The organism is Embleya scabrispora DSM 41855, assembly GCF_000372745.1.
In the GTDB taxonomy this organism is placed as follows: domain Bacteria; phylum Actinomycetota; class Actinomycetes; order Streptomycetales; family Streptomycetaceae; genus Embleya; species Embleya scabrispora.
Genome location: NZ_KB889698.1, coordinates 1 through 25,765, shown reverse-complemented (window position 1 = coordinate 25,765; position 25,765 = coordinate 1). Strand labels below are relative to the sequence as shown.

Sequence of the window (25,765 nt, the reverse complement as noted above, 5' to 3'; positions counted from 1 at the left end):
CCGAAACCGGCCGCTACGGCCCGTACCGATGCCCCGCGAGGGAGCGTCAGCGGCTCTGCTGCGCCGGCACACCCGGCATCTTGTCGTCGTCGTCATCGATGCTCACACCCGCGGCGGCGACGGCCGCGCCGGTGAGGGTCGCCAGCATCTCGCGCACGTTGGTCAGCTGCGCGTTGATGCTGTCCCGACGGTGGGTCAGCGCGGCCAGCTCGCGCTCGGACTCCGAGCGGATCCGGTCGGCCTTGGCCCGCGCGTCGGCGACGATGTCGTCGGCCTGGCGCTGCGCCGTTTCGATCGTCTGACGCGAACGACGCTCGGCGTCGGTACGCAGCTTCTCGGCCTCCAGGCGCAGTTGCTCGGCCCGGTGCTCGACCTCGGACAGGCGCTTCTCGGCCTTGGCCTGACGGGCCGCCAGGTCGCGCTCGGACTGCTCGCGGCGCTTGGCCAGGTTGGTCTCGAAGTCGGCGGCGGCCTGGGCGGCCTTGGCCCGGGTCTCCTCGAAGAGGGCCTCGGCCTCCTCGCGCTTGGCCGACGCGTCCTTGGCCGCCTCGCCGCGCAGCTGCGCCGCGTCGCTCTTGGCCTTGTCGAGGATCCGCGAACCCTCGTCCTCGGCCTTGGCCTTGCGCTCCTTGCCGTACTGCTCGGCGTCGGAACGGACCTGCTGGGCGGCGGCCTCGGCCAGCTCGCGGTGCTGATCGGCGGCGCGGCGGGCCTCCTCGCGCAGGTCCTTGGCCTCTTCCTCGGCAAGGCGGAGGATCTTCTCCACCCGGGCGCCGAGACCCGCGTAGGACGGTTCGGCGTCGGCGAGTTGGGCCTGCGCGTTCTGGCTTTCGAGGTGCAGTTCCTCGATCCGCTTCTCCAGCGCCGAGATCCTCGCGAGCGCGCTGTCACGGTCCGACACGAGCTTCGTGATGCGGTCGTCAACCTGCGAACGCTCGTACCCACGGCGGACGATGTCGAAGCCGTGCGGAGAGTTAGTGTCGCTCATGGGGTTCCTGTCGTATGACGGGTGCGGTGAATGAGGTGACGGGTGGAATCCTGGCACGAATCGGGCGGAGCATCGACCTGACCGGGGGATGAGAACCGGCCGGCATCGCTCAATCGGATGACGACGAACCGGCACCCTTCGCCGCGGGACCCTTGCCCGACGAGGAGTTGCCCTTGCCGGAGGACAGACCCGCGGGTGCGGCGAGCGCGTCCAACACGCCCTGCACGCGCGACATCTCGGCGGTGATGTCCTTGCGTCTGCGGTTCAACTCGTCGAGTTTGCGCTGTCCGTCGGCACGGTGACGGTCCGCGTCCTTGCGGGCCTCGGTGCGCAGTCGCTCCGCCTCCTTCCGCGCCTCGTCGAGAACCTTCTCGGCGTCCGCAGCGGTCTTGCGACGGACCGCCTGCGCCTCCCGCTGGGCGGCGGCCACCTGTTCGGCCACCTTCGCCCGCAGGTCGTCCGCGCCCTTCTGGGCGTCGGCGAGGCGCTGTTCCGCTTCCGAGAGCAACGCCTCGGCCTTCTTCACCGCGGCAATCCGTACCCTATCCGCCTCGGAACCGGCCTTGTCACGAATTCGCTCGGCTTCCTCCGCCGCGGCCACCTTCATCTTCTCGGCGTCCACGCGGGCCTCGCTCACCTGTTCCTCGGCGGCGGCGACGAGGTCGTCGACTCGCTTGCCGGCCTGCTTCAGGCCCTCCGCGGCCTGCCGGCGGGCGCGTTCGACGGCCTGTTCGGCTTCCTTGTCGGAGCGTTCGCGGGTGGCGGTGGTGTCCCGGCGCGTCTCGCTGATCATCGCGTCCGAGTCCTTGCGCGCCTTCTCTATCACCGCCGTCGCCTCGGCGCGCAGCCGTTCGTCCTCCGCCTCGGCCTCGGCGACCAGTCGATTCGCCGCCTCGTTCGCCTCGTTGACGCGCTGTTCGGCCTTGCGCTCGGCCGTGCCGACGATCTCGGTGGCCCGACCCTTCGCCCGAATCAGCAGATCCTCGGCCTCGTTGGCGGCCCGCTCCAGCTCCGCGCGGGCCTGGTCGCGCAGTTCGGTCGCGGCCTCCTCGGCCTCGCGCAGCTCCTTGTTCGCCGCTTCCCGTCCGGCCGTTCGGGTCTTCTCGGCCTCCCGCTCGGAATCGGACTTCATCCGCTCGGCGTGCTTGCGCGCCGCGGTGACCGTGGCGTCCGCCTCCGCGCGGGCCCGGACCAGCGTGGTCTCGGCGTCGTCGCGGGCCTTGGCCAGGTCGCGTTCGGCGAGCGTGGTGAGCCGGTCCGACTCCTCGCGGGCGGCGTCCTCGATGCCCACCACCGCGGCACGTACCGCCTCCGCCTCGGCCTGTGCCTCGGCCACCGCGCGAGCCGCGTCCTCCTTGGCCAACCGGGCCTGGGTGGTCGCACTCTCGAGCAGGTCCGTGCCGCGCGCCTCGGCCTTCTCCAGCAGCTCGCGAGCCCGTGCCTTGGTGCGGTCGCGCAGCTCGGCGGCCTCGTCGCGGGCCTCCTCCAGCGCCTGGGAGCCCTGGACCCGCAGCCGGGTCGCCTCGGCCTCCGCCTCCTCGCGCATCCGCGCCGAGTCGGTGTCGGCCTGCTCCAGCTGGGTCAGCGCGGCCGTCTCGGCCTCGCCGCGCAGCCGCTCGGCCTCCGCCGTCGCCTCCGCGAGTGCGGCGGCGGCCTCCTCGCGCAGCGTGGTCGCCTCGCGGTCGGCCGCGGCGCGTGTCGCGCTCGCCTCGGTGTGCAGCCGTTCGGCCTCGGTGCGCGCGGCCTCCAGCGCGGCGGCGGCCTCCTGCCGCAGCGTGCGGGCCGCGGTCTCGGCGTCGGTGCGCACCTGCTCGGCGTCGCGCTCGGCCCGCTCCAGGAGCGCCCGGGCGGCGGACTGCGCCTCGGACCTGGCCCGGTCCGCGTCGGTCTCGCCCTGCGCCCGCGCCGCATCCGCGTCGGCCTTGGCCGCGGCCAGCGCCGCGGTCGCCTCCTGGCGCAGGGTGCGGGCCTCTCCGTCGGCCTGTTCCAGGATGCCGAGCGCGGTCTCCTCGCCCTCCGCACGCACCCGCGCGGCGTCCTTCTCGGCCTTGTCCAGTGCGGCGCGCACGGTCGCGGCGGTCTCGGTACGCAGCGTGTGGGCGGCCCCCTCCGCCTCGGTGCGCATGCGCTCGGCCTCGGCGTGCGCCTGCTCCAGCACCGAACGCGCGGTCCCGGTGGTCTCCTCGCGCAGCGTGCGGGCGGCCGTCTCGGCCTCCGTGCGCATGCGCTCGGCCTCCGCGTCGGCCTGCTCCAGCACCGAACGGGCCGTCTCGGTGGTCTTCTCGCGCAGCGCCTGCGCGGCGGTCTCGGCCTCGGTCCGCATCCGGGTGGCGTCGGCATCCGCGCCGGCCAGCAGTGTGCGGGCCTGCTCGGTGCTCTCCTCGCGCAGCGTCAGCGCCGCGCTCTCGGCGGCCTCGCGCACCGAACGTGCGGTGCTCTCGGTCTCCTCGCGCAGCGTGCGCGCCTCGGTCTCCGCCTCCTCGCGCATCGAGGCGGCGTCCCGGCGGGCGGCCGAGCGCATCCCGTCCGCCTCCTCACGGGAGTCGGTGAGGACCTTCTCGGCCTCCTCGCGGGCCTTGCCGATCAGCTCGTCCGCCTTGACCGCGGCCGACTGGGTGCGCGCGCCGGCCTCGGCGCGCGCCTGCTCAACGGTGGCCTGGGCATCCGCCCGGGCCTGATCCAACGCGGCCTCCGCCTCGGTGGCGGACTGCTCGGCGCGCGAGCGCAGTTCCTCGGTGCGGGCCCGCAGCTCGGCCGCCTGCCGCTCGGCCTCCGTGCGCACCGTCTCGGCCTGCGTCACGGCCTGGTCGCGCAGTTCGATCGCGGCCTGCTCGGCGGAGCGCATCAATTCCTCGGCCGCACGGGACGCGTCGGTCGCGGCCTTGTGCGCCTCGGTCCGGGCCTTGGCCACCAACTCCTCGGCCTCGGCGTGCGAGCGGCCGGCGTTCTCGGCCGCCTCGGTGCGTACCCGCTCCGCCTCGGCGCGCGCCGCCTCGACCCGCTCCGCGGCCTGCGCGGCCGACTCCTCGCGCAGTTGCTCGGCGGCCGTCGCGGCCGCCTCGCGCAGGTTCTGCGCCTCGTCCCGGGCGCGCTGCAACTCCTCGACGGCCTCCGCCTGTTGGCGCTGCGTCAGCTCGCGCAGACGGTGCGTGTCGGCGACCGCCTTCTCGCGCAGCTTGCCGGTCTCGGCACGGGCCGTCTCCAGCAGTTCCTCGGCGCTCTCCGCGGCCTTGGCACGCACCTGTTCCGCGTACTCGCGGGCCTCGTTCGCCAGTCGATCGCTCGACTCGCGGGTGCGCGTTTCGACCGCCTCGGCGTCGGCCTGTGCCCGGGCGCGCAACTCGTCCGCCTCGGTACGGGCTTCGCTCTGCAGCCGCTCCGCCTCGGACCGGGACTTGGCCATCAGGTCGTCCGCTGCCCGTGCGGCGGTCTCCAGGCGCTCGGCGGCGCCGGCCTCGGCGTTGGTGAGCAACTGTTGCGCCTCGGCCCGCAGTCGGTCCACCTCCTGCCGGCGACGCTCGATCTCCGCGCGCGCCCCGGCCTCCAACTCGTCGACCCGAGCCAGGGTTTCCTCGCGGGCGGTGTCCAACTCGGCGCGGGTGTCGGTACGCAGCGCCTCGGCCTCGGCGCGGGCCTCGTCGCGCAACCGGTCGGCCTCGGCGAGCGCCTCGGCGCGCAACCGCTCGGCGGCGGCGCGGGCCTCGGCGGTGACCTTGTCCGCTTCCGCGCGGGACTTGGCCTGATACGCCTCGGCGTCGCCGGCGGCCTTGCCGAGCTTTTCGTTCGCCTCGACCTCGGCGGCCTGGAGCAGGCGCTGGGCCTCGGCCTGACGGCGGTCCGCCTCGCCGGCCGCCTCGGCGCGCAGCCGCTCGATCTCCAATTGGGCGGATTCGAGGAGCTTTGCGGTGTTCTCCGAGGCGCCCTGCGCGCGGGCGCCGGCCTCGCCGGTGACCCGCTCGGCCTCGGATCGCGCCTCGCCGATGATCCGTGCGGCCTCGACCCGGGCGTCGCCCACCAGGCTCTCCGCACGGGTGCGGGTCTCGGTGCGCAATTGCTCGGACTGGTCCACGGCCACGCTCGCCCGGGCCTTGGCCTCGGCGACCACCCGGTCCGCGTCGCTCTGGGCCCGCGAGAGCAGCGACTCGACCTCGGCGCGGGTGCTCTCGCTGGTGCCCACGGCCTGCTCGCGCGCGGCGGCGGCGATCCGCTCGGCCTCGGCGCGGGCGTTGTCCAGAAGCTGGCGCGAACGCTCCTCGGCCTGGGCGCGCAACTGCTCGGCCCACGCGACGTTCTCGTTGACCCGAGTCTCGGTGGCCTGGCGGGCCTGGGCCAGTTCCTCGTCCAGGCGCCGGCGGCGCTCCATCACCTCGGCCTGCCAGTCGGCCTCGAGCCGGGCGGAGCGCGCGGCGGCCTCCTGGAGCAGGCGCTGCGTGGTCGCGCGCGACTCCTGGAGTTCGCGCTCGGCGTCCGCGCGGACCTGATCGGCCTGCAACTGGGCGTTGCGCAGCATCTGCTCGGCCTGGCCGCCGATGCTGTCGAATCGGGGCGTGGCGAGTTGGCGGCGAAGGTCATGCAGCTTCGCGCGGAGAACCTCGACCTGATAGCCGAGGTCCTCCGCGTGTGCGACGGTGTCGTCGCGCTCCTTCTTCAGCCGCTTGATCTCGTCGTCGAGCAGTTCGAGGTGCTCGTCAACTTGGTAGCGGTCGTAGCCCCGCACTGTGGGGTCCCACTCCATCCCCTGGCCGCGTACGTTTCAGTACTGCAAATCGGCCGTTTCCGACCGGTTGGTGACGATGCGACCCCGGATGTACATCCGGAACCGCCCGTACCGCATTGACTACCAGGGAGAATGGTCTCAGATCCAGGGACCGCCGTCAGACGTTACGAAAGCGGTTGATGGCGTCGATATGCCGCGCTCGCATCTCGGCGTCCCGAACCCCCAGGCCCTCCTCCGGTGCGAGACACAGTACGCCCACCTTGCCCTGGTGCAGGTTCCGGTGGACGTCCCGGGCCGCCTGGCCGGTCTCTTCCAGAGCGTAGGTGCGCGACAACGTCGGGTGAATCTTACCCTTCGCCACCAGACGGTTCGCCTCCCACGCCTCCCGATAGTTGGCGAAGTGCGAGCCGACGATGCGCTTCAGGCTCATCCACAGGTATCGGTTGTCGTACTCGTGCATGTAACCCGAGGTCGACGCGCAGGTCACGATGGTGCCGCCCTTGCGGGTGACGTACACGGACGCGCCGAACGTCTCGCGACCGGGGTGTTCGAAAACGATGTCGACGTCCTCACCGCCGGTGAGTTCGCGGATGCGCTTGCCGAACCGGTTCCACTCGCGCGGGTCCTGGGTGTGCTCGTCCTTCCAGAAGCGGAAGTCCTCGGCCCGGCGGTCGATCACCAACTCGGCGCCCATGTCCCGGCACAGCTGCGCCTTGTCCTCGGAGGACACCACGCAGATCGGCGTCGCGCCGCCGGCGAGGGCGAACTGCGTCGCGTACGAGCCCAGGCCGCCGGAGGCGCCCCAGATCAGCACGTTGTCGCCCTGCTTCATGCCGGCGCCGTTGCGCGAGACGAGCTGGCGGTACGCCGTCGAGTTGACCAGGCCCGGCGAGGCGGCCTCTTCCCACGACAGGTGCGCCGGCTTGGGCATGAGCTGGTTGCTCTTGACCAGGGCAATGTGCGCGAGACCGCCGAAGTTGGTCTCGAAGCCCCAGATGCGCTGCTCGGGGTCGAGCATCGTGTCCGCGTGCCCGTCCGCGCTCTCCAGCTCGACCGACAGGCAGTGGGCGACCACCTCGTCGCCGGGCTTCCAGGCGTTGACGCCCGCGCCGGTGCGCAGGACGACGCCCGCGAGGTCGGAGCCGACCACGTGGTAGGGCAGGTCGTGCCGCTTGGTCAGCTCCGAGTTGCGGCCGTACTTCTCCAGGAAACGGAACGTGGAGACCGGCTCGAAGAGCGAGGTCCACACGGTGTTGTAGTTGATCGCACTGGCCATCACGGCGACGAGGGCTTCGCCGGGGCCGAGTTCGGGCAGCGGCACGTCTTCGACGTGCAGCGACTGACGCGGATCCTTGTCCCGCGATTCCACGCCCTCGAACATCGTCTCCTCGTCCTTGTGGACGGTGACGGCGCGGTACGAGTCGGGAAGCGGGAGCGCTGCGTACGCCTCCTTGGGGGTGTCCCCCGCGAGGATGGCGTCGAGGATCTCCTTCATCGTCGGCCTCCATGGGTCGGCGGTTGAAGCATGAGACAACATGAGGGTTTGTTGAACTTCGCTGAACTTACCCGCTGGTAACGCTAGGCGGTCGGCACAAACCCGACAAGAGGCGGAGTCGCAGGAACTGCGCTGCGCACTTGACGGGTTGTCGGGTTCGCGAGGTGTGGTCGGGAGCCGGCGCCGCGCGAGGTGTCGCGGGCAGGTGCCGAAACGCCGGGTGCCGGCGCCATTCGAGCGCTCGGCTCAGTGCTCCGCGTCGGGGTCCGCGGCCGAGGTCACCAGCTCGGTGAGCACACCGTGACAGTCCTTGGGGTGCAGGAAAGTGATGCGCGAGCCCATGGAACCACGACGCGGCTCGTCGTACAGCACCCGGACGCCCTTGTCCTTGATCGCGGCCGAATCCGCGTCGACGTCGGCGGTGCCGAAGGCGATGTGGTGCACGCCCTCGCCGTTCTTGGCGAGCCACTTCGCGACGGTGGAGTCCTCCCGGATGGGCTCCAGCAACTGGAGGTAGGAGGCGCCGCCGTCCGAGGTCTCGTTGATCTTGAGCATCGCCTCGCGGACGCCCTGCTCCTCGTTGACCTCGGTGTGGAACACCTCGAAACCGTAGGTCGTTGTGTAGAACGCCACTGTCGCGTCGAGGTCGCGGCAGGCGATGCCGATGTGGTCGATACGCGTGAGCACCATGGCCTCCAAGGGGCTATGGGAAGTACCCGGGTTACCTGCTGGTAGATACCCGGCCCGTCCCAACGAGACTATGGGCGAGAGCACACTCGGTGTGGGTGGCCCGAGATGGTGGGTTCCGTCACATCGGAGCCCCCTGCCACGGTCGCGGCCCTTCCGGGTAGGTTCCGGAACAACCTCACGTCCGTCGCGGGGATGCCGCACGTCGTCCGGGCCGCCCGGCGATGGCACCCCGACCATAAAGTTGTGGAGGCCACCCTCATGGCCGGTTCTGTCATCGTCGCCGGGGCCCGCACGCCCATGGGTCGTCTGCTCGGATCCCTCAAGGGCTTCTCCGGCACCGACCTCGGCGCCATCGCGATCAAGTCCGCACTCGAGCGCGCGGGCATCACCGGGGACCAGGTCCAGTACGTGATCATGGGCCAGGTGCTCCAGGCCGGCGCCGGGCAGATGCCCGCCCGCCAGGCGTCGGTCAAGGCCGGCATCCCGATGAACGTGCCTTCCCTGACCGTCAACAAGGTCTGTCTCTCCGGCCTGGACGCGATCGCGCTGGCCGACCAGCTGATTCGCGCGGGCGAGTTCGACATCGTGGTCGCGGGCGGCATGGAGTCCATGACCAACGCCCCGCACCTGCTGCCGAAGTCGCGCGAGGGCTTCAAATACGGCGCGGTCGAGATGCTCGACGCGATGGCCTACGACGGGCTGACCGACGCGTTCGAGAACATCCCGATGGGCGAGTCGACCGAGCACCACAACGGCAAGCTGAACATCTCCCGCGCGGAGCAGGACGAGGTCGCCGCGCGGTCGCACCAGCGGGCCGCCGCCGCGGCGAAGAACGGCGTCTTCGACGCCGAGATCGTGCCGGTGCAGATCCCGCAGCGGCGCGGCGAGCCGATCGTGTTCGCCACCGACGAGGGGGTCCGTGCGGACACCACCGCCGAGTCGCTGGGCAAGCTGCGGCCGGCCTTCACCAAGGACGGCACGATCACCGCCGGCTCGGCCTCGCAGATCTCCGACGGCGCCGCCGCCGTCGTGGTGATGAGCAAGGCCAAGGCCGAGGAACTGGGCCTGGAGTGGCTGGCCGAGATCGGCGCGCACGGCAACGTCGCGGGCCCGGACAACTCGCTCCAGTCGCAGCCCTCGAACGCGATCAAGCACGCGCTGGGCAAGCAGGGGTTGAACGTCGAGGACCTGGACCTGATCGAGATCAACGAGGCGTTCGCGGCGGTGGCCGTGCAGTCGATGCGCGACCTGGGCGTGAGCACCGACAAGGTCAACGTCAACGGCGGCGCGATCGCGCTGGGTCACCCGATCGGGATGTCCGGCGCCCGTGTGGTGCTGCACCTGGCGCTCGAACTCAAGCGGCGCGGCGGCGGTACCGGCGCGGCGGCGCTGTGCGGCGGCGGTGGCCAGGGCGACGCGCTGATCATCACGGTCCCGGGCAGCTGAACCGGTCCGGTCGCCGGTTCGGGCCCGGGTTCGGGCACTCGTCCGGCGGCCGGCGCCGACCGGGCGGTTCCCGGTGATACACCCACCTGAAACGATCTCGGAGTCGCGTGGCGCACACCCCGGTGGAGCGCCACGCCGACTCCGGGGTCGTTTCGGCATATCCGAGCAGGGAAGCGGTGGCGCATGAGGTCGGGGATGGATGTCGCGACGTTGGTGGCCCAGGCCCGGGAGGGCAGGCCGAGGGCGGTCGCCCGGTTGATCTCGCTGGTCGAGGACGCGTCGCCGAAGTTGCGCGAGGTGATGGCCGCGCTCGCGCCGCTGGCGGGCAACGCGTACGTGATCGGGCTGACCGGATCGCCCGGCGTGGGCAAGTCGACCTCCACCACCGCGCTGGTGAGCGCGTATCGCCGGCTGGGCCGGCGGGTGGGGGTGCTCGCGGTGGACCCGTCCTCGCCGTTCTCCGGCGGTGCGCTGCTCGGTGACCGGGTGCGGATGCAGGACCACGCCACCGACCCCGGGGTGTACATCCGCTCGATGGCCTCGCGCGGGCACCTGGGCGGGCTGTCCTGGTCCACCCCGCAGGCGCTGCGCGTGCTGGACGCGGCGGGCTGCGACGTGGTGATCGTGGAGACCGTCGGGGTGGGTCAGTCCGAGGTGGAGATCGCCTCGATGGCGGACAGCACGGTGGTGCTGCTCGCGCCCGGGATGGGCGACGGGATCCAGGCGGCCAAGGCCGGGATCCTGGAGATCGGCGATCTGTACGTGGTCAACAAGGCGGACCGGGACGGCGCGGCGACCACCGCGCGCGAACTCGGCCACATGCTCTCGCTGGGCGAGGCACGCGGGCCGGGGGACTGGCGTCCGCCGATCGTCAAGACGGTGGCCTCGCGCGGCGAGGGGGTGGACGAGGTGGTCGAGGCGCTGGAGAAGCACCGGGCCTGGATGGAGGCCGGCGGTGAGCTGACCCGCCGGCGCCGGCGCCGGGTGGCCGACGAGGTCGAGGCGATCGCGGTCACCGCGCTGCGGGCGCGGATCGGCGATCTACGGGGCGGCCTGCGGCTCGACGCGCTTGCCGAGCGGGTGCTTTCGGGGGCTCTGGACCCGTATACGGCCGCGGACGAGTTGATCGCGGGACTGGGGGGCCAGTAGTCGCGAGTCGGCCCGGCCCGGTCGAGGGGTGGGCCGGCTTCGGTTGGGTCGGTCGGTCAGGGCTGTTTCAGGGACGGGCAGGCCGTGGGGCGGGTGGCCGGGCGGAGTTTGTCGGCCACCGCGCCGAACGCCTCGCCGACGATCTGCTTCTGGGCGGGCGTCATCACGTCCATCAGGTGCTCGCGGACGCTTTCCACATGCGTGGGCGCCGCGGCTTCGAGCACTCGCCAACCCTCCTCGGTGAGCACCGCGAAGGCGCCGCGCCGATCGGTGGGACAGTTGCGGCGCGCCACCAGGCCGGCGTTCTCCATCCGGGTCATCTGGTGCGAGAGCCGGCTCTTGGACTGCTGCGTCGCCTCGGCGAGATCGCTCAGCCGCACCTCCCGGTCCGGGTGCTCGGAGAGCTGGACCAGGATCTGGTAGTCGTGCAGGGACAACCCGTGCGTGCGCTGGAGTTCGCGCTCCAACCGCGGCGGCAGCATGTTGATCACCGCGATGATCCGGCGCCAGACGCGCTGGTCTTCGTCGCTCAGCCACCTGGGCTCGGATTCGGTCATGTACAGAGAATACCGAAAATAGTTGAAGATTGAATGACCTTTGGTCGTCGCGGTCCATCGGCGCGTCGCGTGCCGGCGCTCACGGCCGGCCGCGCGGCATACGCGTGGGGGTATGCGCGAGACGTGAGACAGCCACGTGACCGATGGGTAACCTCCACTACGCTCGGCCCGTGCCGAAGCCACTGAATCTCCCCTTCGATCCGATCACGCGTGCCGACGAGCACTGGCGAGAGCACTGGGGGGAGTGCCCGCCGATGGTCGCCATCACCTCGATCATGCGTGCCCAGCAGATCCTGCTCGCGGGCGCCGACGCGGTGCTCAAGCCGTACGGGCTGACCTTCGCCCGCTACGAGGCACTGGTACTGCTCACCTTCAGCCGGACCGGCTCGTTGCCGCTGTCCCGGATCGGTGAGCGGCTGATGGTCCACCCGACGAGTGTGACCAACACGATCGACCGCCTGGAGCAGGCCGAACTGGTCGCCCGCCGGCCGAACCCGCGCGACGGGCGGGGTGTGCTCGCGGTGATCACCGACAAGGGCCGCGACGTCACCGAGCGGGCCACGCGGGACCTGACCGCGCGCGAGTTCGGGCTCGGCGCGTACACCCCGGAGCAATGCGCCCAGTTGTTCGACCTGCTGCGGGTGTTGCGGGTGGACGCGGGCGACTTCCGGGTCGAGGAGACCGCGGCGGAGGACGCCTCGGTGCCGGCGCCGATCCGCGCGGAGCGCGATTCGGCCGACGCGTAGCGGGAGCGCGACCCGGAGTGCGACTCGGCCGAGGCACGGCCGGTGCGTACCGGTCGGCACATAACGGTGGGGAGGGGCGGATTCGGGGACCCCGGTGCCGGCGACGTAAGCTGCATGCGCCATTGTGAAAAGCGGTCGACGTGGTCGTCGAAGCCGCCGTTACCGAAGGTGCTGCCGTGAAGCCTGTCGTATTGACCCGTTACCGGGTGATGGCCTGGATCACCGGGTGCATGCTCCTGGTCCTGTGCCTGTGCATGGTCCTCAAGTACGGGTTCGACACGGGTGAGAAGGCGACGCTCTACGTCAGCCAGGCCCACGGCTTGCTCTTCATGATCTACCTGGTCGTCACGTTCGATCTCAGCAGCAAGATGAAGTGGAAGTTCGAACGCATGCTGCTGATGATGGTCGCCGGCACGATCCCGCTCGCGTCGTTCTTCGCCGAGCGCAAGGCCGTCGAGGCGGTCCGGGAGCGCGGACTGGAAACCGCCGGCGCCACCGCCTGAGCCGTCCGCCCCAGCCGCTCCGTCTGCCCGGTCCGCCCGGTTCGTGGCCGCTCGGCACGCGTCGTCGGCTCGCAGTCAGCCCGATACGTATCCGCTTCCCCCGAGGATCCCCCATGCTTTCCACCGCTGTCGGCCGCTTCAAGGTGATCTCGATCGCCGAGGGCTGTTCGTTCCTGCTTCTGCTCGTCTTCGGCTCGTTGCTGAGCCGGATCTCGGACATCAACCTGGTCATGCCGCTGGGCCTGCTGCACGCGGTCATGTTCATCCTGTACCTGCTGGCCCTGATGGACGTGCGCACCAAGCTGTCGTGGGACAACAAGACCACGCTGCTCGCCTTCATCGCGGCGATTCCGCCGTTCGGCCCGTTCGTCTTCGACTACAAGATGAAGCACAAGCTGGTCGAGCCGACCGCTGCGCCGGCCACCGCCTGAGCGGTCGCCGCCGGGCCGCGCGCCCCGGTCCCGCGTGCCTTCGAAGCCTCCGACGTCCCGTCGGGGGCTTCGGCGTTTCCGGGGCCTTGCGCGGGGCCGAGTCTCGGGGGCGCGCTCGGGGTCGTGGACATTTACTAGGACGTCCTAGTAATTTTCTTGTGCCGCGCGGGAATGGGTCCTACGACGACGGCAGCGGACAGGAGCCACGTGAATACCGAGGACATCGAAGAGGGTCGGCGGCGCTGGCAGGACCGGTACGACAAGGTCCGCAACGAGGACATGCGCCGCACCACCCTGTCCGAACTCGAGGTGGAGCCGGTCTACGGGCCGCCCGCCGATCAGCCCTACGAGGGCTTCGAGCGGATCGGCTGGCCGGGCGAGTTTCCCTACACGCGCGGTCTGTACCCGACCGGCTATCGCGGCCGGGCGTGGACCATCCGGCAGTTCGCCGGGTTCGGCAACGCCGAGCAGACCAACGAGCGCTACCGGATGATTCTGGCGAACGGTGGCGGCGGCCTGTCGGTCGCGTTCGACATGCCCACCCTGATGGGCCGCGACAGCGACGACGAACGCTCGCTCGGCGAGGTCGGGCACTGCGGCGTCGCGGTGGACTCGGCGGCCGACATGGATGTGCTCTTCCGCGACATCCCGCTCGGCGACGTGACCACGTCGATGACCATCTCGGGCCCGGCGGTGCCGGCGTTTTGCATGTACCTGGTCGCGGCCGAGCGGCAGGGCGTGGACATCGGCGCGCTCAACGGCACGCTGCAGACCGACATCTTCAAGGAGTACATCGCGCAGAAGGAGTGGCTGTTCGCTCCCGAGCCGCATCTGCGGCTGATCGGCGACCTGATGGAGTACTGCGCGGCCGAGATCCCGGCGTACAAGCCACTTTCGGTGTCCGGCTACCACATCCGCGAGGCCGGTGCGACGGCCGCGCAGGAGCTCGCGTACACGCTGGCCAACGGCTTCGGCTACGTCGAACTGGGCCTGTCGCGCGGCATGGACGTGGACGTGTTCGGGCCGGGGCTGTCGTTCTTCTTCGACGCGCACGTGGACTTCTTCGAGGAGATCGCCAAGTTCCGCGCGGCGCGCCGGATCTGGGCGCGGTGGATGCGTGACGTGTACGGCGCCAAGACCGCCAAGGCGCAGTGGCTGCGCTTCCACACCCAGACGGCCGGTGTCTCGCTGACCGCGCAGCAGCCGTACAACAACGTGGTGCGCACCGCGGTCGAGGCGCTCGCGGCGGTGCTCGGCGGCACCAACTCGCTGCACACCAACGCGCTGGACGAGACGCTGGCACTGCCCAGTGCGCAGGCCGCGGAGATCGCGCTGCGCACCCAGCAGGTGCTGATGGAGGAGACCGGGGTCGCGGCGGTGGCCGACCCGCTGGGCGGGTCCTGGTACGTCGAGGCGCTCACGGATCGGCTGGAGGCCGAGGCGGAGGCGACGTTCGCGCGGATCCGCGAGCTGGGCGAGACGTCGCCGCACCCGATCGGGCCGATGACGTCGGGCATCCTGCGCGGCATCGAGGACGGGTGGTTCACCGGGGAGATCGCCGAGTCGGCGTTCCGCTATCAGCGGGCGGTGGAGAAGGGCGACAAGCGTGTGGTGGGGGTCAACTGCCACGAGGGTTCGGTGACCGGCGACCTGGAGATCATGCGGGTCAGCCACGAGGTCGAGCGGGACCAGGTGTCGGCGCTCGGTGTGCGGCGGGGCGAGCGGGACCAGGCGGCGGTGAACGCGGCGTTGGCCGCGATGCGGGATGTCGCGCGGGGCTCGGGGAATCTGGTGCCGCCGATGTTGGCGGCGGCTCGGGTGGAGGCGACGCTCGGGGAGATCTGCGATGTCCTTCGGGAGGAGTGGGGCACGTATACGGAGCCGGCGCGATTCTGAGGGGGTCGCGGTCGGCCTCGCCTTCGGCATCGGTGGCCTCACGCGCACTCGGCCCGGCGGCGCAAGGTGGCCTCATGCGCCGGCCGGGCTGATTGCCCCAGGCGCCGGCCGGGCCGAGTGCGTCTCGGCTTGGTCGGGTGCTTGGAGTGTCGGGTGGGGTTACGGGAGCATGCCGCCTACCACGAACGTGGTGAAGCGTTGGACCCAGGCGTCGGAGGCGGGTTCGGCGCTTACCAGGATGTGTTGGACCACCGTGCCGGCGATGATGTCGAAGATCAGGTCGACGTCTATGTCGCCGGGGGCGGTGATCTCGCCTCGGGACCCGGCGCGGGCGCGGCCCTCGACGACGAGGCGTTTTTGCGGATCGACGACCTCTTCGCGGATGCGGCGCCGCAGGGCCGGGTCGCTGGTGGAGTCGGCGACCAGGCCCATCAGGGCCGTGCGCATCTCCGGGCGGCCCAGGAGCGCGGCGAAGCGGCGGACCACGTCCTCGATGTCCGCGCGCAGGTCCGGACCCTGATCCGGCAGGTCGAGTGTGCCGAGCATCTCCGTGACCGCGGCGATGGCCAGGTCGTGCTTGGAGTGCCAGCGGCGGTACAGCGTGGTCTTGGCCACTCCCGCCCGCGCGGCGACGTCCCCCATGGTCAACCCGGCCCATCCGCCGTCGGCCAGCAGCGAGCGCGCCGCGTCCAGGATCGCGTCGTCCGCGGTGGTGCTGCGCGGGCGTCCCTTGCGCTGCGTGGGCGGCTCGTCCGCCTGGTCTCCAGCCGATTCCCGGTACACGGTCGGTCATGTTACCGGCTGGTACGGTGCGCGGCGGTGGTGCAACTCACATCCGCCATTACGGATCCTACGGTCGCATTCTCCCCGACGCTCCCCTTACGCTACGAGCCGTAGCGAATCGCAGTGCCTGGATGGGGATTCGAGCACACGATCGCGACTGACGGCCCGTCAAGGGTCGTCGTCCGTCCCGGGCCCGCATCCTGCGGGGACCGGGGCGCGACGAGGCATCGACGTGCACCCGTGAGTCGCCCCGTGCATCGTTCGGCTTGCTCTCGGGGGAAGATGTCTACATGCAGCCACGGAACATGTCCATGCGCGGAGTAGTCGACCTCGGCGCGGTCAAGGCCGCCGCCGACAACGCCGCCAAGCGTGCGGCCGCGCCGGCCGGGAAGCCCGCCGCCGCGTCCGGTGCCCAACGGGTCGTCATCGACGTCACCGAGGCCACCTTCGAGACCGAGGTGCTCGCGCTCTCCCAACAGGCCCCCGTAGTGATCGACTTCTGGGCCGAGTGGTGCCAGCCGTGCAAACAGCTGAGCCCGCTGTTGGAGCGCCTGGCCGAGGAGTACGCCGGCCGCTTCGTGCTCGCCAAGATCGATGTCGACGCCAACCCGCGTCTCGCCCAGGAGTTCGGCATTCAGGGCATTCCCGCCGTGATGGCGGTCCTGGGTGGTCAACTCGCACCGCTGTTCCAGGGCGTGGTACCCGAGCAGCAGGCCCGGCAGGTGCTGGATCAACTCGTGCAACTCGGTGAGGAGCGATTCGGCCTGACCGGCGTCGTGGTCGACGGCGAGCCCGCCGACGCGCCCGCCGAGGCCGAGGAGGAGCCCGCCGGCGACCCGCTGCTCGCGGCCGCCGACGAGGCCCTGGAGGCCGGCGATCTGGACGGCGCGGCCCAGGCCTTCCGGAACGTGATCTCCGACCACCCGGCACACGCCGAGGCCAAGCTCGGTCTGATCAACACCGAACTCCTGCTGCGCACGCAGGGCGTGGACACGGACAAGGCGCGCGTGGATGCCGCCGAACACCCGGACGACGTCGCGGCGCAGACGCTCGCGGCCGACCTGGACATCTTGGACGGCCGGGCGGACGAGGCGTTCGCCCGACTCGTGGAGACCGTGCGGCGGACCGCGGGCGAGGACCGGAACAAGGCGCGCCTGCATCTGCTCGACCTGTTCGAGATCGTCGGCGCGGACGACCCGAGGGTGCCCAAGGCGCGAATGGCGCTTGCGGGCGTGCTCTTCTGATCCTGGTCCCCCGATCCGCGTCGGACGTCTTGTCTTGTCGATGAAGCCCTGGTCGTTCTCGTCTCGAGAGCGGCCGGGGCTTTGTCTTTACCCATCTTTGACTAAGGGACATATCCCTGGCCCTGCGTGGCATTTGGTCACTTACAGGTGACCTTTCAATGGACTAATCCGATGAAATCGGATGGCCTGTGCCGGCGCCGGCGTCGCGCTGTGATGCGGCGAAGGGTGCTGTCCCCAAGTCGGCGTTACTCGCCGGTAACGAACCTCTTGTGTGCCGACCCGGTCGTGAAAGATGATCGGGCCGCTCGATCCGTGTCCCATTCGCCCCGGCAGCCGGTCGGTGGCTCGGACGCGGACCTCCCCATCCAGGCCGTGCCGGTCCGTCCCAGGACAGGCAGGCCCTCCCTCCATGCCCCGCCACGTGCGGCCCTGGTCCGCATGAGGAGGGGATTCTGTCCCGAGGAGGACCATGGACAAGAAGGTTCAGGCGGGTAGCGGCAAGACTCGCTGGAAGCGGTTCGGCATCACCCTCATACCGGTCGCGGCGATGACCGTCGGTGTGTTCGCGGGGGTCGCCAACGGTGTTGTGCCGGTCAACATCACGGTGTCCGGTGGCAACTTCAAGGTGCACGCGGACGAGATGGACGCGACCGACTTCTCGCAGTACGGCGAGGCGCTCAAGCGCAAGAACGGCGCCGACGTTCCGGTGGCCACGGCGGCGCTCGGCACCGCGCAGATCACCAACATGTGTCAGTCGGTGCGCGTGCCCGGCACTCCGCTCGTCATGCAGATCAAGGCGGGTGGGAACGGTCGGCCCGCGAAGGCCGAGAACATGACGCTCTCGATGGATTCGCTCGACGGTGACGCCTACTTCGAGAACATCGACATCGGCGTGGACGCGTCGACCATGGGCAAGGACAACGGCGTCCCGTGGGCCAAGGGTCCCAAGGACATCGGCAACGGCGCCCCGAACATGTTCGGCCAACAGGCCACCAAGGCGAAGTTCACCAACGTGAACCAGTCCGCGTGGATGGTCCAGGCAGGCAAGTTCTGGCTCAACGACCTGCACCTGAAGGTCGGCGGCCCGAGCCTGGAGTGCTTCTGACGCATCGTCGGCTGCGGGGGGCAGGTCCGCCCGCAGCCGGTCCGCGATACCGCAGCAACACTTCAGGGAGTCGAGAGTGACCGCAGAACAGCGGCAACCCAGCGCGCTGGGACGTGGATGGCAGGCGTTTCGGAGGTGGCGGAAGGAACGGCCCTTCTGGGCCGGGCTCTTCACGATCCTGGGTTCCGGCCCGATCCTGTGGGCGCCCTACGCAACGCTCAGCGCCGGTGACATCACCTTCAAGATCACCCAGATGGGTGGCGTCTCGGCGATCTTCATCGGCGCGATCCTGATCCTGTCCGGGATCGCGATCTGGCTGAATCCCAAGGCCAGGGTCTACATCGGGATCTTCGTGATCCTCGTGTCGCTCGTGTCGTTCGTCGTCGCCACATTCGGCGGATTCTTCGTCGGGATGTTGTTCGGCCTGATCGGCGGCACGCTCGCGATCTCGTGGGTATTCCTGCCGGCGGAAGAGGAAGCCGGCGAGGACCGCTCGGATGAGGACGACGAGGGCGGCACCGGGGGCGAACGCGTTCCCCAGGAAACCTTGGTCGAGGACGGCTTCCTCGCGCAGGCTCTGAACGGAAAGGCCCCTGATGCCTCGGGGGAAGCATCGACCGGGTCGGAGACCGACCGGCCCGGTGACGGTGCCCCAGGGGCGGTTTCGCCGCGCCTGGCGCTGGCGACGATCGCGACGGCCATGATCGGCGTGGTCGGTGTCGTCGGCATCGCCCAGGCGTCGCCCAGCGATGAACTGCCGAGCAACCCGTACGCGGACGGTCCGTGTGTTTCGGCGAGTCCCACGACCTCGTCGAGCACGTCGGCGCCGCCGAGCACGGCGAGCGCGCCGCCGAGCACCGCGCCCGGCGAATCGGTGGCCTCGACGTCAGTCGGCAAGGCGGGGCAACCTGCTGCGGCAGCGCCAAGCCCGGCAGCCGAAACCAGGGCGGCGGAGTTGAGGTCGCCGCAAGGACGGACGCCGGAACCGAAGTTGCCCGAGCTCGAGTTGCCCGAACTGAAACTGCCCGAGGTGGCCCTGCCCGGGCTCCCGGGACTCGGGTTGCCCGGGAACATGCTCCCGTCCACGGCGTCGACCGCGCCGGCGGCTGCGCCGTCGACGCTCGCGACGAACACGCAGCCCGCGTCGGCGGCTTCGGCCACTCCCTCCGGCAAGGCCGCGACCCGGTCCGCGACGACGTCGGCGAAACCGTCCGCCACGTTGTCCTCGGCCAAGCCGACGGCTGGCAAAACGCCCTTTCCGTGCCCGATCAAGGGCCCGGTCGACGCCAAGGCCGGGTCCGGCGAACCGCCGGTCGCGGTCGACCCGTTCGTGCTCAGATCCAATCTGCTGGCGATGGCGGGTCTGAACTACGAGGGTGTGGTGAAGGTCAAGACCCTCCAAGGGACCGAGGAACCGGCACTGAAGTTCACGGTTTCGAAGGGGATCGACATCTGGAACCTGTCCATGACCGTGAAGGAGGCGTCGGGTAGGGACGTCGCCATCACGGCCCGGGAGGGCAGCAAGTCCTGGATGGAAGCGGATACGAAGACGACGATGTACGTCAAGTACCTCAAGGGCAACATCTTCGGAGTCGTTCCGATCACTTTCACCCCGGACAGTCCGCCGCCGATCAACGTGCCCGTCGTGTTCTTCACCAACGTGGAGTCCGCGATGTACGCACAGTTGGGTGGTCGGATGCACATACCCGGGTACGGGATCAACAAGGATCACCTTCGACAGTGACTCGGCTCCGCCGATCGCCACCACGCGATGCGCCCCGGAACCCACGCGGTTCCGGGGCGCATCGGCGTTCACGGCCGGTGTGCGGGCAGGGGCTACGCGTCCACGTAGCGTTCGCGGAACATGGCCAGAACGTTCTCGGTGGGCAGGCTCGGCCACAACGTCACGCGGCCGTTGCGGCGGTCCACGATCCACTGGCCCGCGCCTATGTTGGCCATCGGGTCGGGGTTCGCGTAGATCGCCTGGACCAGCCAGCCGTACTCGAACTCGGTCATCACGAAGTCGGTCGGCGCGTTCGGACCCCCGCCCACCACATGCCGACGGGCCTTGTCCCGGGCCTCACGCTCGTCGATCGGCCGTGGCGGCAGCGGCGCGTCGGCCGGTGCCAGGTTCAGGCGGGTCGGCCGGCGGCCCTCGATCAGCGCGATCAGCGCGCTGTCGAAGGTGTCGGCCACGTGCCACAGATCGCCCCACCACAGGTACACCGCACCGCGCGGATCCATCGCCAACCGGCCGCGGCCCAGGTCGTATTCGCCGACCGGGGTCAGCGGCCGGCCCAGCGCCGCGCCGTACGCGGCGAGCAGGTCGCCCGCGTACAGCCCGACCAGTGGGTCGATCCGGAACGGCATCCGGGACATGTCCACGCCGGGACCGTACTGATGCACCGTCATGCCGCCGAACTCCCACAGCGCCTTGATCGCGCTCGGCGGGACGTCGATCCCGGCCGTGCCCAACGCCCGGTACCAGCGCAGGAGTTCCTCTTCCGGGATGTGAATGCCGGGTTGCCAGCCGGTGGCCGTGAGGGCCTGGGTCACGGCCTCGGGAAAACGATCGCTCATGACGCGGGCACCTCCAGGATCGCGACCTCCAGGGCCGCCAGCGCGGGCGCGCAGGACGAGCAGGGCGGGATCGGCCGTTCGTGCGCCGGGTCGTTCGGCTCGCGCAGCAGGATCGCGGCCAGCGCCGCGCCGCGGAGCAGGTGCCGCATCCGGTCGAGCACGACCTCGTGATCGGGGTTTTGCGTGCCCTCGGCGGCCAACGACGCCTCGGCCTCGACGGCGACCTGGGACAACAACAGGGCGTCGGGGCACCGCCCGTGGAACACCGAGCGCATCGCGGGCTCGGTGCGGTCGAGCAGCGCGGCCACGGCTGGGTGCAGGTCCACGATCGTGGTGTGCGCGCTGACCGCCGTCATCGGCTCCATGCCGGGGCGTTGCAACGCCGCACCGACGCCGGGCGGCAGCAGATTGTCGAACATCAGTCTTCGTCCGTTCCCTTCGTGATGCCGCGTCAGGGACGCAGGTCGGCGGGCAGACCCGCGCCCGCGCGGTCGGCGACCACCGGTCGGTAGTGCCCGCCGGCAACCGCGGTGCGGGCGATCTCGTCGAGTTCGCCCGGCACTTGGATCAGCTCGTCGGTCAGCAGCGTGGTGACGTCGTCGGCGAGCCGGGACAACAGGCCGACGGTCGCCTCGGGGGAGTCGCCTTGTCGGGCATACCGATCGTCGTTGTCCCAGTACCAGACCGAACCGGCGTCCACCCCTTGCGTCTTGAGCACCAGGGCACCGCCCTGCACCCACGCGACGGCCAGGAAATCGGCGGTCAGTCGATCGGTGAGGCGGGCCGCGACGTCGAGCAGATCGTAGGGGTCGTACTCGCCGTAGAGGTTGAAGAACTGCTGGTCCAGTACGAACCCGTGGCGCATGTGCACGGCCGGTCGGGGCGGCGCGCCGCCGCCGTTGTCGATCAGCAGTGCCCGGTAGGCGTGCGGGAGCCGGTACTTGAGGTACTTGTTCTCCAGGTGGGTCAGATCGGCGTCGGAGAGCGGCCGGCCCACCCGGAGGCGGGCCGGCACCCGGGCCTGTTCGGCCGGGCTCCACAGGCCGGTGCGATCCCGGTCGACGGTCATCGTGGCCACGCCGCCGTGGTGGCGGAGCGCGTTCTTGACGTCGACCGGGACCAGGAGGAGCCGGCGTTCGTGCGGCGCGTGGTGCCAGGTCCACCCGCGCGGAGTCGCGGTCTCGGCCACGTCGGCGTACAGCGGGTCGCCGGTGCCGGCCGCCGCGAGGTTGGCGGCCAGTACGTCGGTGACCCGGGCCTCGTCGATGCCCAGGCCCGGCGGTACCGGGCCGGTCTCGATCACCATTCGCGCATACGGCAGGAAGTCCGGGAATCCGTAGAGGTCGACGAAGATACCGTCCGGGTATACCCGGCTGCGCGACGTGCGGCCGAAATCGACGATCGAACCCGCGAATTCGGCGGCCGGAGAGCCGCCGTGCTCGGTGCCGGTGTCGGTCATGCTGCGGTCCTCTCCTTCATGTCCGGTATTCCGTCGGGGCGGGGCGGTGTGTCATCGCTCCCGCCTCAGGACTCGGAATCCAGGAACGGGGAGGTCGGATCGATCTCCCACAGCTCCAGGAATCGGGCGAATGTATCGGCCACCTTGCGCAGATTATTGGCCGAGATGTATTCCGGGGTGTATTCCTCGTCGGTGTCGAGCGTCGATTCGCTCCAGTACCAGAGCGACCCGCATTCCGGTTCGGTGACCTTGATCGCCACGATTCCGGTGGTGAGTCGGGTGACCGGCAGATAGTCCAGGGTGAGAACATCCCGGCAATAGCCGTGGGCGTAGAGCAACTCGGTCTGCAGATCCCCGCCGGTTCGATATCCGTAGAGATCGTCCTCGGGATCCAGACCATGTGGCATGAGCTGGGCGGCGACCGGGAAATCAGCCCCATTGGTCGCGGCCAACCAGGCCCGATATTCGGCCGGCAGGGCGAACCCGAGTTTCCCTTCGAGTTCGCGCAGGGCTGCTTCCGAGAGTGTTCCTCGCGGCGTCAATTCGACGGTCACTGCTAGACTCCCGGGTTGCCGGTCGAGGTATTGGGGGCCATGGCGCTGGCGATCCCACCGTGATGTTTCACCGCGTAGTGTACTGCGAACGGTATGAGCATCATGGTGCGTGTGCCCTCGACGTGATGCCAGACGTATCCCGGCGCGCTGCGACCGGGTCGGGCGGTGGCCCACATCGGATCGCGCCGGAATTCGGCATTGGCCTGCGCAATATCCAGCTTGCGCTGTTTGTCGTTCGCCTCCGCGCGAGCGTCCTTGAAATCCTTCGTACCCTGTCGGCCGGGCGGGAAATCGCTGCGCTTGGGCGGTGCGACGACGGTATGCGGGAGATTGATCGTGCGCACCGCATACGGCGTGAAGTCCGGATAACCCTGGAGATTGATGTAGACGCCGTCGGGGAAATGGTTGTCCAGCGTCGGGCTCGCGAAGTGCACTATCTGGCCGGCGTAACCCGAGTTGATCGGGAATCGGCCGGCGCCGGTCATGTCCCGGCCGCGCGCGGCCAACTCGTTGCGGCGGTCGGCCAGGTCGGACCCGGTCAGCAATGCCCCGTCGTCCCCGCGCAGCAGTCGGTCGAACTCATCGCGGGCCTGCCGCTCGGCGCTGGTGAGGTCTTCGGGCGTCGGGTGGTTGACGAGCGCGTCGATCCCGGCCGCGTCGAACATGCGCAGCAGCTTCGCCCGGTCGAGGTTGGTCCGCGGCGGCGCGCCCGTGTCCGGGTGCGGGTTGTTCGAACGCACGGTCTGCGGCATTTCGAACTCGGCGTTGCCGCGGTTGGTGTCCCAGGTCAGGTTCGAGCGGTCCGCCATGAAGGACGGGTCTCGGGTGACGTTGAGGTCGTAGGGCGACTGGCCGCCTTGAACGTCCTCGGGCTTGGGCGGGTTCGGGTTGGTGGGGGTGGTGCTGTTGTTGTTATTGGGCGTGGGGTTGGGATTCGCCGCGGCGTTCGGATCGAAATTCGTCGCCGCCGGCCGGGTCGCCATGTACGCGGCGACCTCGCGCTCGACGTCGTCGCGCCGACCGTCGTGCGTGGTCGGCCGGTCGCCGGTCGGGCTCGCCGTGGTCGCGGGCTCGCCGAGCGGCCTCGGGTTCGGCCGCATCGGCGACGCCAGCGGCGGCGTCGTGTCGATCGGAGCGGGCGGATTGTTCTGGGCGTGCCTCGGCGGCGGCGGGGTGGCCGGCGTCGTGTTCGGGCCCCCGCCGGGCGTGGTGCCCCCGTTCGGATTCGGTGCCGAGCCCGGCATCGGACCCGTGACGTTCTGCGGCAGGTCGCCGGGCGGCGGGTTGTGCGGCGCGGGGTGGACGGGGCCGGTCTGGAACGGCTGCTGTTGGTGCGGGGCGGGTTGGACCGGCGGCGGGTTGTGCGGCGCGGGGTGGACGGGGCCCGTCTGGACCGGCTGTTGGTTGTGCGGCGTCGGGTGGACCGGGCCCGTCTGGACCGGCTGCTGCTGGTGCGGCGCGGGTTGGACCGGCGGCGGGTTCTGCGGCGTCGGGTGGACCGGGCCGAGTTGGATCGGCTGCTGGTTGTACGGGTTGTTTTGCACCGGCTGCTGCTGGTGCGGGGCGGGTTGGTTGTAGGGCCCCGGTTCCTGCGGCGGCTGGTGATACGGGCCCGGTTGCTGCTGCTGGTTGTACGGGCCGGGCTGCACCGGGGCCTGGTGGTGGGGCGCAGGCTGCGCGTACGGCGGTTGCTGCTGCTGGGTGTACGGGTTCGGCTGCACCGGTTGCTGGGTGTACGGGTTCGTTTGTACCGGTTGCTGGTGGTGCGGCTGTGCGTACGGCGGCGGTTGCTGGGTGTACGGGGTGGGCTGCACCGGCTGTTGGTTGTACGGGTTGATCTGCTGGTTGTACGGCAGCGGAGGCGGCGGCGTTGCGACGGGCTGGGTGACCGGCGGGGGCGACATGGATACCGGTCGGGCGTTCGCGTCCAGCGTGATGGCGTAGACGCTTATCGCGTTCGGCTGCGGATGGGTCGCGATCTGGTTCGTCTGCGGGTCGACATAGAGGACTTCGCCGCCCACGTTGATCGCGGCCCAGGCGTGCGAGCTGCGCACGACCTCGACCGAGCCGTCCGGTTGCACCTCATGCCGCGGCGGCCACTCGGTGACGATGTAGGAGATCGAGCCGGGTCCGGAGGCCCGCAGCGTCGCTTCCAACTGGGCGAACCCGGCATCGGGGTTGATCGTGCCGTCCGGGTTGACGCCCAGCTGGTTCCAGGTCCCGTTCGTCTCCTGCGCCATGCGTGCGGGGCCGTTGGTCTCACCGGTGTTCTCGCCCGGCATACGGGCGGCGGACACCTCCGGACGCCCGAACCAGGTGTTGCCGAAGGCCAATACGCCGTCCAGGCAGTTGATGTTTCGGCCGGGGACCTGGATGCCGCCGTCGTTTTGCAGCCGGAACCATCTGCCGTTTCGCGGGTCCGGATGTACCACGGGAGTGCCGTCGGGATTACGCGGGATCGCGTTGTTCAGCGCGGCAGCGTCGCTCCAGTTGGGCGGGAGCAGGCCGCCGGGCCGGTTGAACGGACGCGATGCGGACAGCGGCGGGCGGTTCGCGATCGGGCTGGTGGGGGAGATCGGCGTAGTGGGGTGCGGCATGGGCTGCGCGTATGGGTTGTTCGCGACCGGGCCGTTGCCGTACGGCGTCGCGTTGTAGGGGGACGGTGCGTTGGTGTTCTGGTGGTACGGGCCGGGCTGATGCGGCGGCGGAGCCGCCGGAGCGGTGTGGCTCGGGGTGGTCGCGACGTTCGGGCCCTGGCCGAAAAGACCCCGCATGCGGTCGCCGAGGCGTTGGATCGTGCCGCGGAACGGGCCCGCCTGGTTCGGCCGCACCGGTGCGCCGGGCGTCGTCGTGGTGAGCGGTCCGCCCGGCTGCGCGGGCGCGTCGACGGTGGTGTCGCCGTTGCCGTCCCGAGCCGGGGTGGGCGTCGGGTCCCCGGTCGGGTGGGAGGCCGGGTCCGGCCGACCGGCGGGGTCGTCGGGGGTCGGATCCGTGTCCTGGTCCGGGGCGAGGTGCCCATCGGGTGTCGTGTCGGAGGTCTGCTCCGACACCTGGTCGACCGGCCGGTCGGGGGTCGTGTCGGGCGCGGTGTCCTGGTGCGCCCGGTCCGGCGTGGGGTCGGTGTGTGCGTCCGGCGTCGGGCTCACGTCCTGGTCCCCGACCGGGTCCGCGGCCGGGGCGAGGTCGCGATCCGGTGCCGGGTCGGCGGACGGGTCCGGCGTGGTGTCCTGACGGGGGTCGGTATCCGGCCCGGCGTCCGGGGTGCCGTCGGGGGAGTCGTCGGGCGTCGGGTCCGGCCGGGTGTCCGGACGGGCCTGCGATGCGGGCTCCGGCGTGGGATCCGCAGTCGGATCCGGGCTCGTGTCCGCGCTCGTGTCCGGCGTGGGATCCGCAGTCGGATCCGGGCTCGTGTCCGCGCTCGT

20 protein-coding genes are annotated in these 25,765 nt (G+C 70.5%); 9 read left to right on the top strand and 11 right to left on the bottom strand.

Annotated elements, in window-relative coordinates:
• Positions 1 to 46 precede the first annotated feature (46 nt).
• The 4 genes from A3IC_RS0138675 to mce form a co-directional block, all read right to left on the bottom strand.
• Positions 47 to 988, bottom strand: coding sequence for a coiled-coil domain-containing protein (locus A3IC_RS0138675; RefSeq protein ID WP_020555437.1), 942 nt, complete (start codon positions 986 to 988; stop codon positions 47 to 49).
• A gap of 109 nt (positions 989 to 1,097) precedes the next feature.
• Complete coding sequence (locus A3IC_RS69165; RefSeq protein WP_020555436.1) at positions 1,098 to 5,723, bottom strand: hypothetical protein; 4,626 nt, start codon at positions 5,721 to 5,723, stop codon at positions 1,098 to 1,100.
• A gap of 139 nt (positions 5,724 to 5,862) precedes the next feature.
• Positions 5,863 to 7,200 (bottom strand): crotonyl-CoA carboxylase/reductase, encoded by a 1,338-nt coding sequence (ccrA, locus tag A3IC_RS0138660; RefSeq protein ID WP_020555435.1) that lies wholly within the window; start codon positions 7,198 to 7,200, stop codon positions 5,863 to 5,865.
• Positions 7,201 to 7,446: 246 nt separating this feature from the next.
• Positions 7,447 to 7,887 (bottom strand): methylmalonyl-CoA epimerase, encoded by a 441-nt coding sequence (gene mce / locus A3IC_RS0138655; RefSeq protein WP_026219235.1) that lies wholly within the window; start codon positions 7,885 to 7,887, stop codon positions 7,447 to 7,449.
• A 261-nt stretch (positions 7,888 to 8,148) separates the two neighbouring features.
• Here mce and A3IC_RS0138650 point away from each other — a divergent pair, with 261 nt between their 5' ends.
• Positions 8,149 to 9,336 (top strand): acetyl-CoA C-acetyltransferase, encoded by a 1,188-nt coding sequence (locus A3IC_RS0138650; RefSeq protein ID WP_040877866.1) that lies wholly within the window; start codon positions 8,149 to 8,151, stop codon positions 9,334 to 9,336.
• A 195-nt stretch (positions 9,337 to 9,531) separates the two neighbouring features.
• Positions 9,532 to 10,485 (top strand): methylmalonyl Co-A mutase-associated GTPase MeaB, encoded by a 954-nt coding sequence (gene meaB / locus A3IC_RS0138645; protein WP_020555432.1) that lies wholly within the window; start codon positions 9,532 to 9,534, stop codon positions 10,483 to 10,485.
• A 56-nt stretch (positions 10,486 to 10,541) separates the two neighbouring features.
• Here meaB and A3IC_RS0138640 read toward each other — a convergent pair whose 3' ends face one another.
• A complete protein-coding gene (locus tag A3IC_RS0138640) occupies positions 10,542 to 11,042 on the bottom strand; it encodes a MarR family winged helix-turn-helix transcriptional regulator (protein WP_020555431.1) in 501 nt (166 codons plus the stop codon).
• 170 nt (positions 11,043 to 11,212) lie between these two features.
• On the opposite strand from A3IC_RS0138640, the gene A3IC_RS0138635 reads away from it, so the two are divergent.
• The 4 genes from A3IC_RS0138635 to icmA all read left to right on the top strand — a co-directional run bounded on the left by A3IC_RS0138635 (position 11,213) and on the right by icmA (position 14,618).
• The gene (locus A3IC_RS0138635; RefSeq protein WP_020555430.1) at positions 11,213 to 11,788 is read left to right on the top strand and encodes a MarR family winged helix-turn-helix transcriptional regulator; all 576 of its coding nucleotides are present in this window, start codon (positions 11,213 to 11,215) and stop codon (positions 11,786 to 11,788) included.
• A 176-nt stretch (positions 11,789 to 11,964) separates the two neighbouring features.
• Positions 11,965 to 12,291: a DUF3817 domain-containing protein gene (locus A3IC_RS0138630; protein ID WP_026219233.1), complete on the top strand. Its 327-nt coding sequence runs from the start codon at positions 11,965 to 11,967 to the stop codon at positions 12,289 to 12,291.
• Positions 12,292 to 12,404: 113 nt separating this feature from the next.
• Positions 12,405 to 12,722 carry a DUF3817 domain-containing protein gene (locus A3IC_RS0138625; protein WP_020555428.1) on the top strand — a complete coding sequence of 106 codons (318 nt, stop codon included), beginning with the start codon at positions 12,405 to 12,407 and terminating at the stop codon, positions 12,720 to 12,722.
• 279 nt (positions 12,723 to 13,001) lie between these two features.
• Complete coding sequence (gene icmA / locus A3IC_RS0138620; RefSeq protein WP_425387383.1) at positions 13,002 to 14,618, top strand: coenzyme B12-dependent isobutyryl-CoA mutase large subunit; 1,617 nt, start codon at positions 13,002 to 13,004, stop codon at positions 14,616 to 14,618.
• Between the two features lie 159 nt (positions 14,619 to 14,777).
• Here the strand turns inward: icmA and A3IC_RS0138615 are convergent, their stop codons facing one another.
• Positions 14,778 to 15,401, bottom strand: coding sequence for a TetR/AcrR family transcriptional regulator (locus tag A3IC_RS0138615; RefSeq protein WP_020555426.1), 624 nt, complete (start codon positions 15,399 to 15,401; stop codon positions 14,778 to 14,780).
• Between the two features lie 290 nt (positions 15,402 to 15,691).
• Between A3IC_RS0138615 and A3IC_RS0138610 the strand changes: the two genes are divergently transcribed.
• From A3IC_RS0138610 to A3IC_RS70345, 3 genes are all read left to right on the top strand, one after another.
• The gene (locus A3IC_RS0138610; protein WP_020555425.1) at positions 15,692 to 16,645 is read left to right on the top strand and encodes a tetratricopeptide repeat protein; all 954 of its coding nucleotides are present in this window, start codon (positions 15,692 to 15,694) and stop codon (positions 16,643 to 16,645) included.
• 469 nt (positions 16,646 to 17,114) lie between these two features.
• Positions 17,115 to 17,750, top strand: a complete 636-nt coding sequence (locus A3IC_RS0138605; protein WP_020555424.1) for a DUF6230 family protein — start codon at positions 17,115 to 17,117, stop codon at positions 17,748 to 17,750.
• 76 nt (positions 17,751 to 17,826) lie between these two features.
• Positions 17,827 to 19,494, top strand: coding sequence for a DUF6114 domain-containing protein (locus tag A3IC_RS70345; protein ID WP_020555423.1), 1,668 nt, complete (start codon positions 17,827 to 17,829; stop codon positions 19,492 to 19,494).
• Between the two features lie 92 nt (positions 19,495 to 19,586).
• Here the strand turns inward: A3IC_RS70345 and A3IC_RS63225 are convergent, their stop codons facing one another.
• The 5 genes from A3IC_RS63225 to A3IC_RS59000 all read right to left on the bottom strand — a co-directional run.
• The gene (locus A3IC_RS63225) at positions 19,587 to 20,330 is read right to left on the bottom strand and encodes an SUKH-3 domain-containing protein (protein WP_052174006.1); all 744 of its coding nucleotides are present in this window, start codon (positions 20,328 to 20,330) and stop codon (positions 19,587 to 19,589) included.
• The gene (locus A3IC_RS0138590; protein ID WP_020555421.1) at positions 20,327 to 20,749 is read right to left on the bottom strand and encodes a YwqJ-related putative deaminase; all 423 of its coding nucleotides are present in this window, start codon (positions 20,747 to 20,749) and stop codon (positions 20,327 to 20,329) included. Before A3IC_RS0138590 ends, A3IC_RS63225 begins: the two co-directional genes overlap by 4 nt.
• 32 nt (positions 20,750 to 20,781) lie before the next feature.
• A complete protein-coding gene (locus A3IC_RS59005) occupies positions 20,782 to 21,789 on the bottom strand; it encodes an HNH endonuclease (RefSeq protein ID WP_020555420.1) in 1,008 nt (335 codons plus the stop codon).
• Positions 21,790 to 21,854: 65 nt separating this feature from the next.
• A complete protein-coding gene (locus tag A3IC_RS0138580; protein ID WP_020555419.1) occupies positions 21,855 to 22,343 on the bottom strand; it encodes an SMI1/KNR4 family protein in 489 nt (162 codons plus the stop codon).
• Between the two features lie 2 nt (positions 22,344 to 22,345).
• Positions 22,346 to 25,765, bottom strand: a 3,420-nt coding sequence (locus A3IC_RS59000) for a toxin glutamine deamidase domain-containing protein (protein WP_040877863.1), incomplete at its 5' end; no start/stop codon positions are given.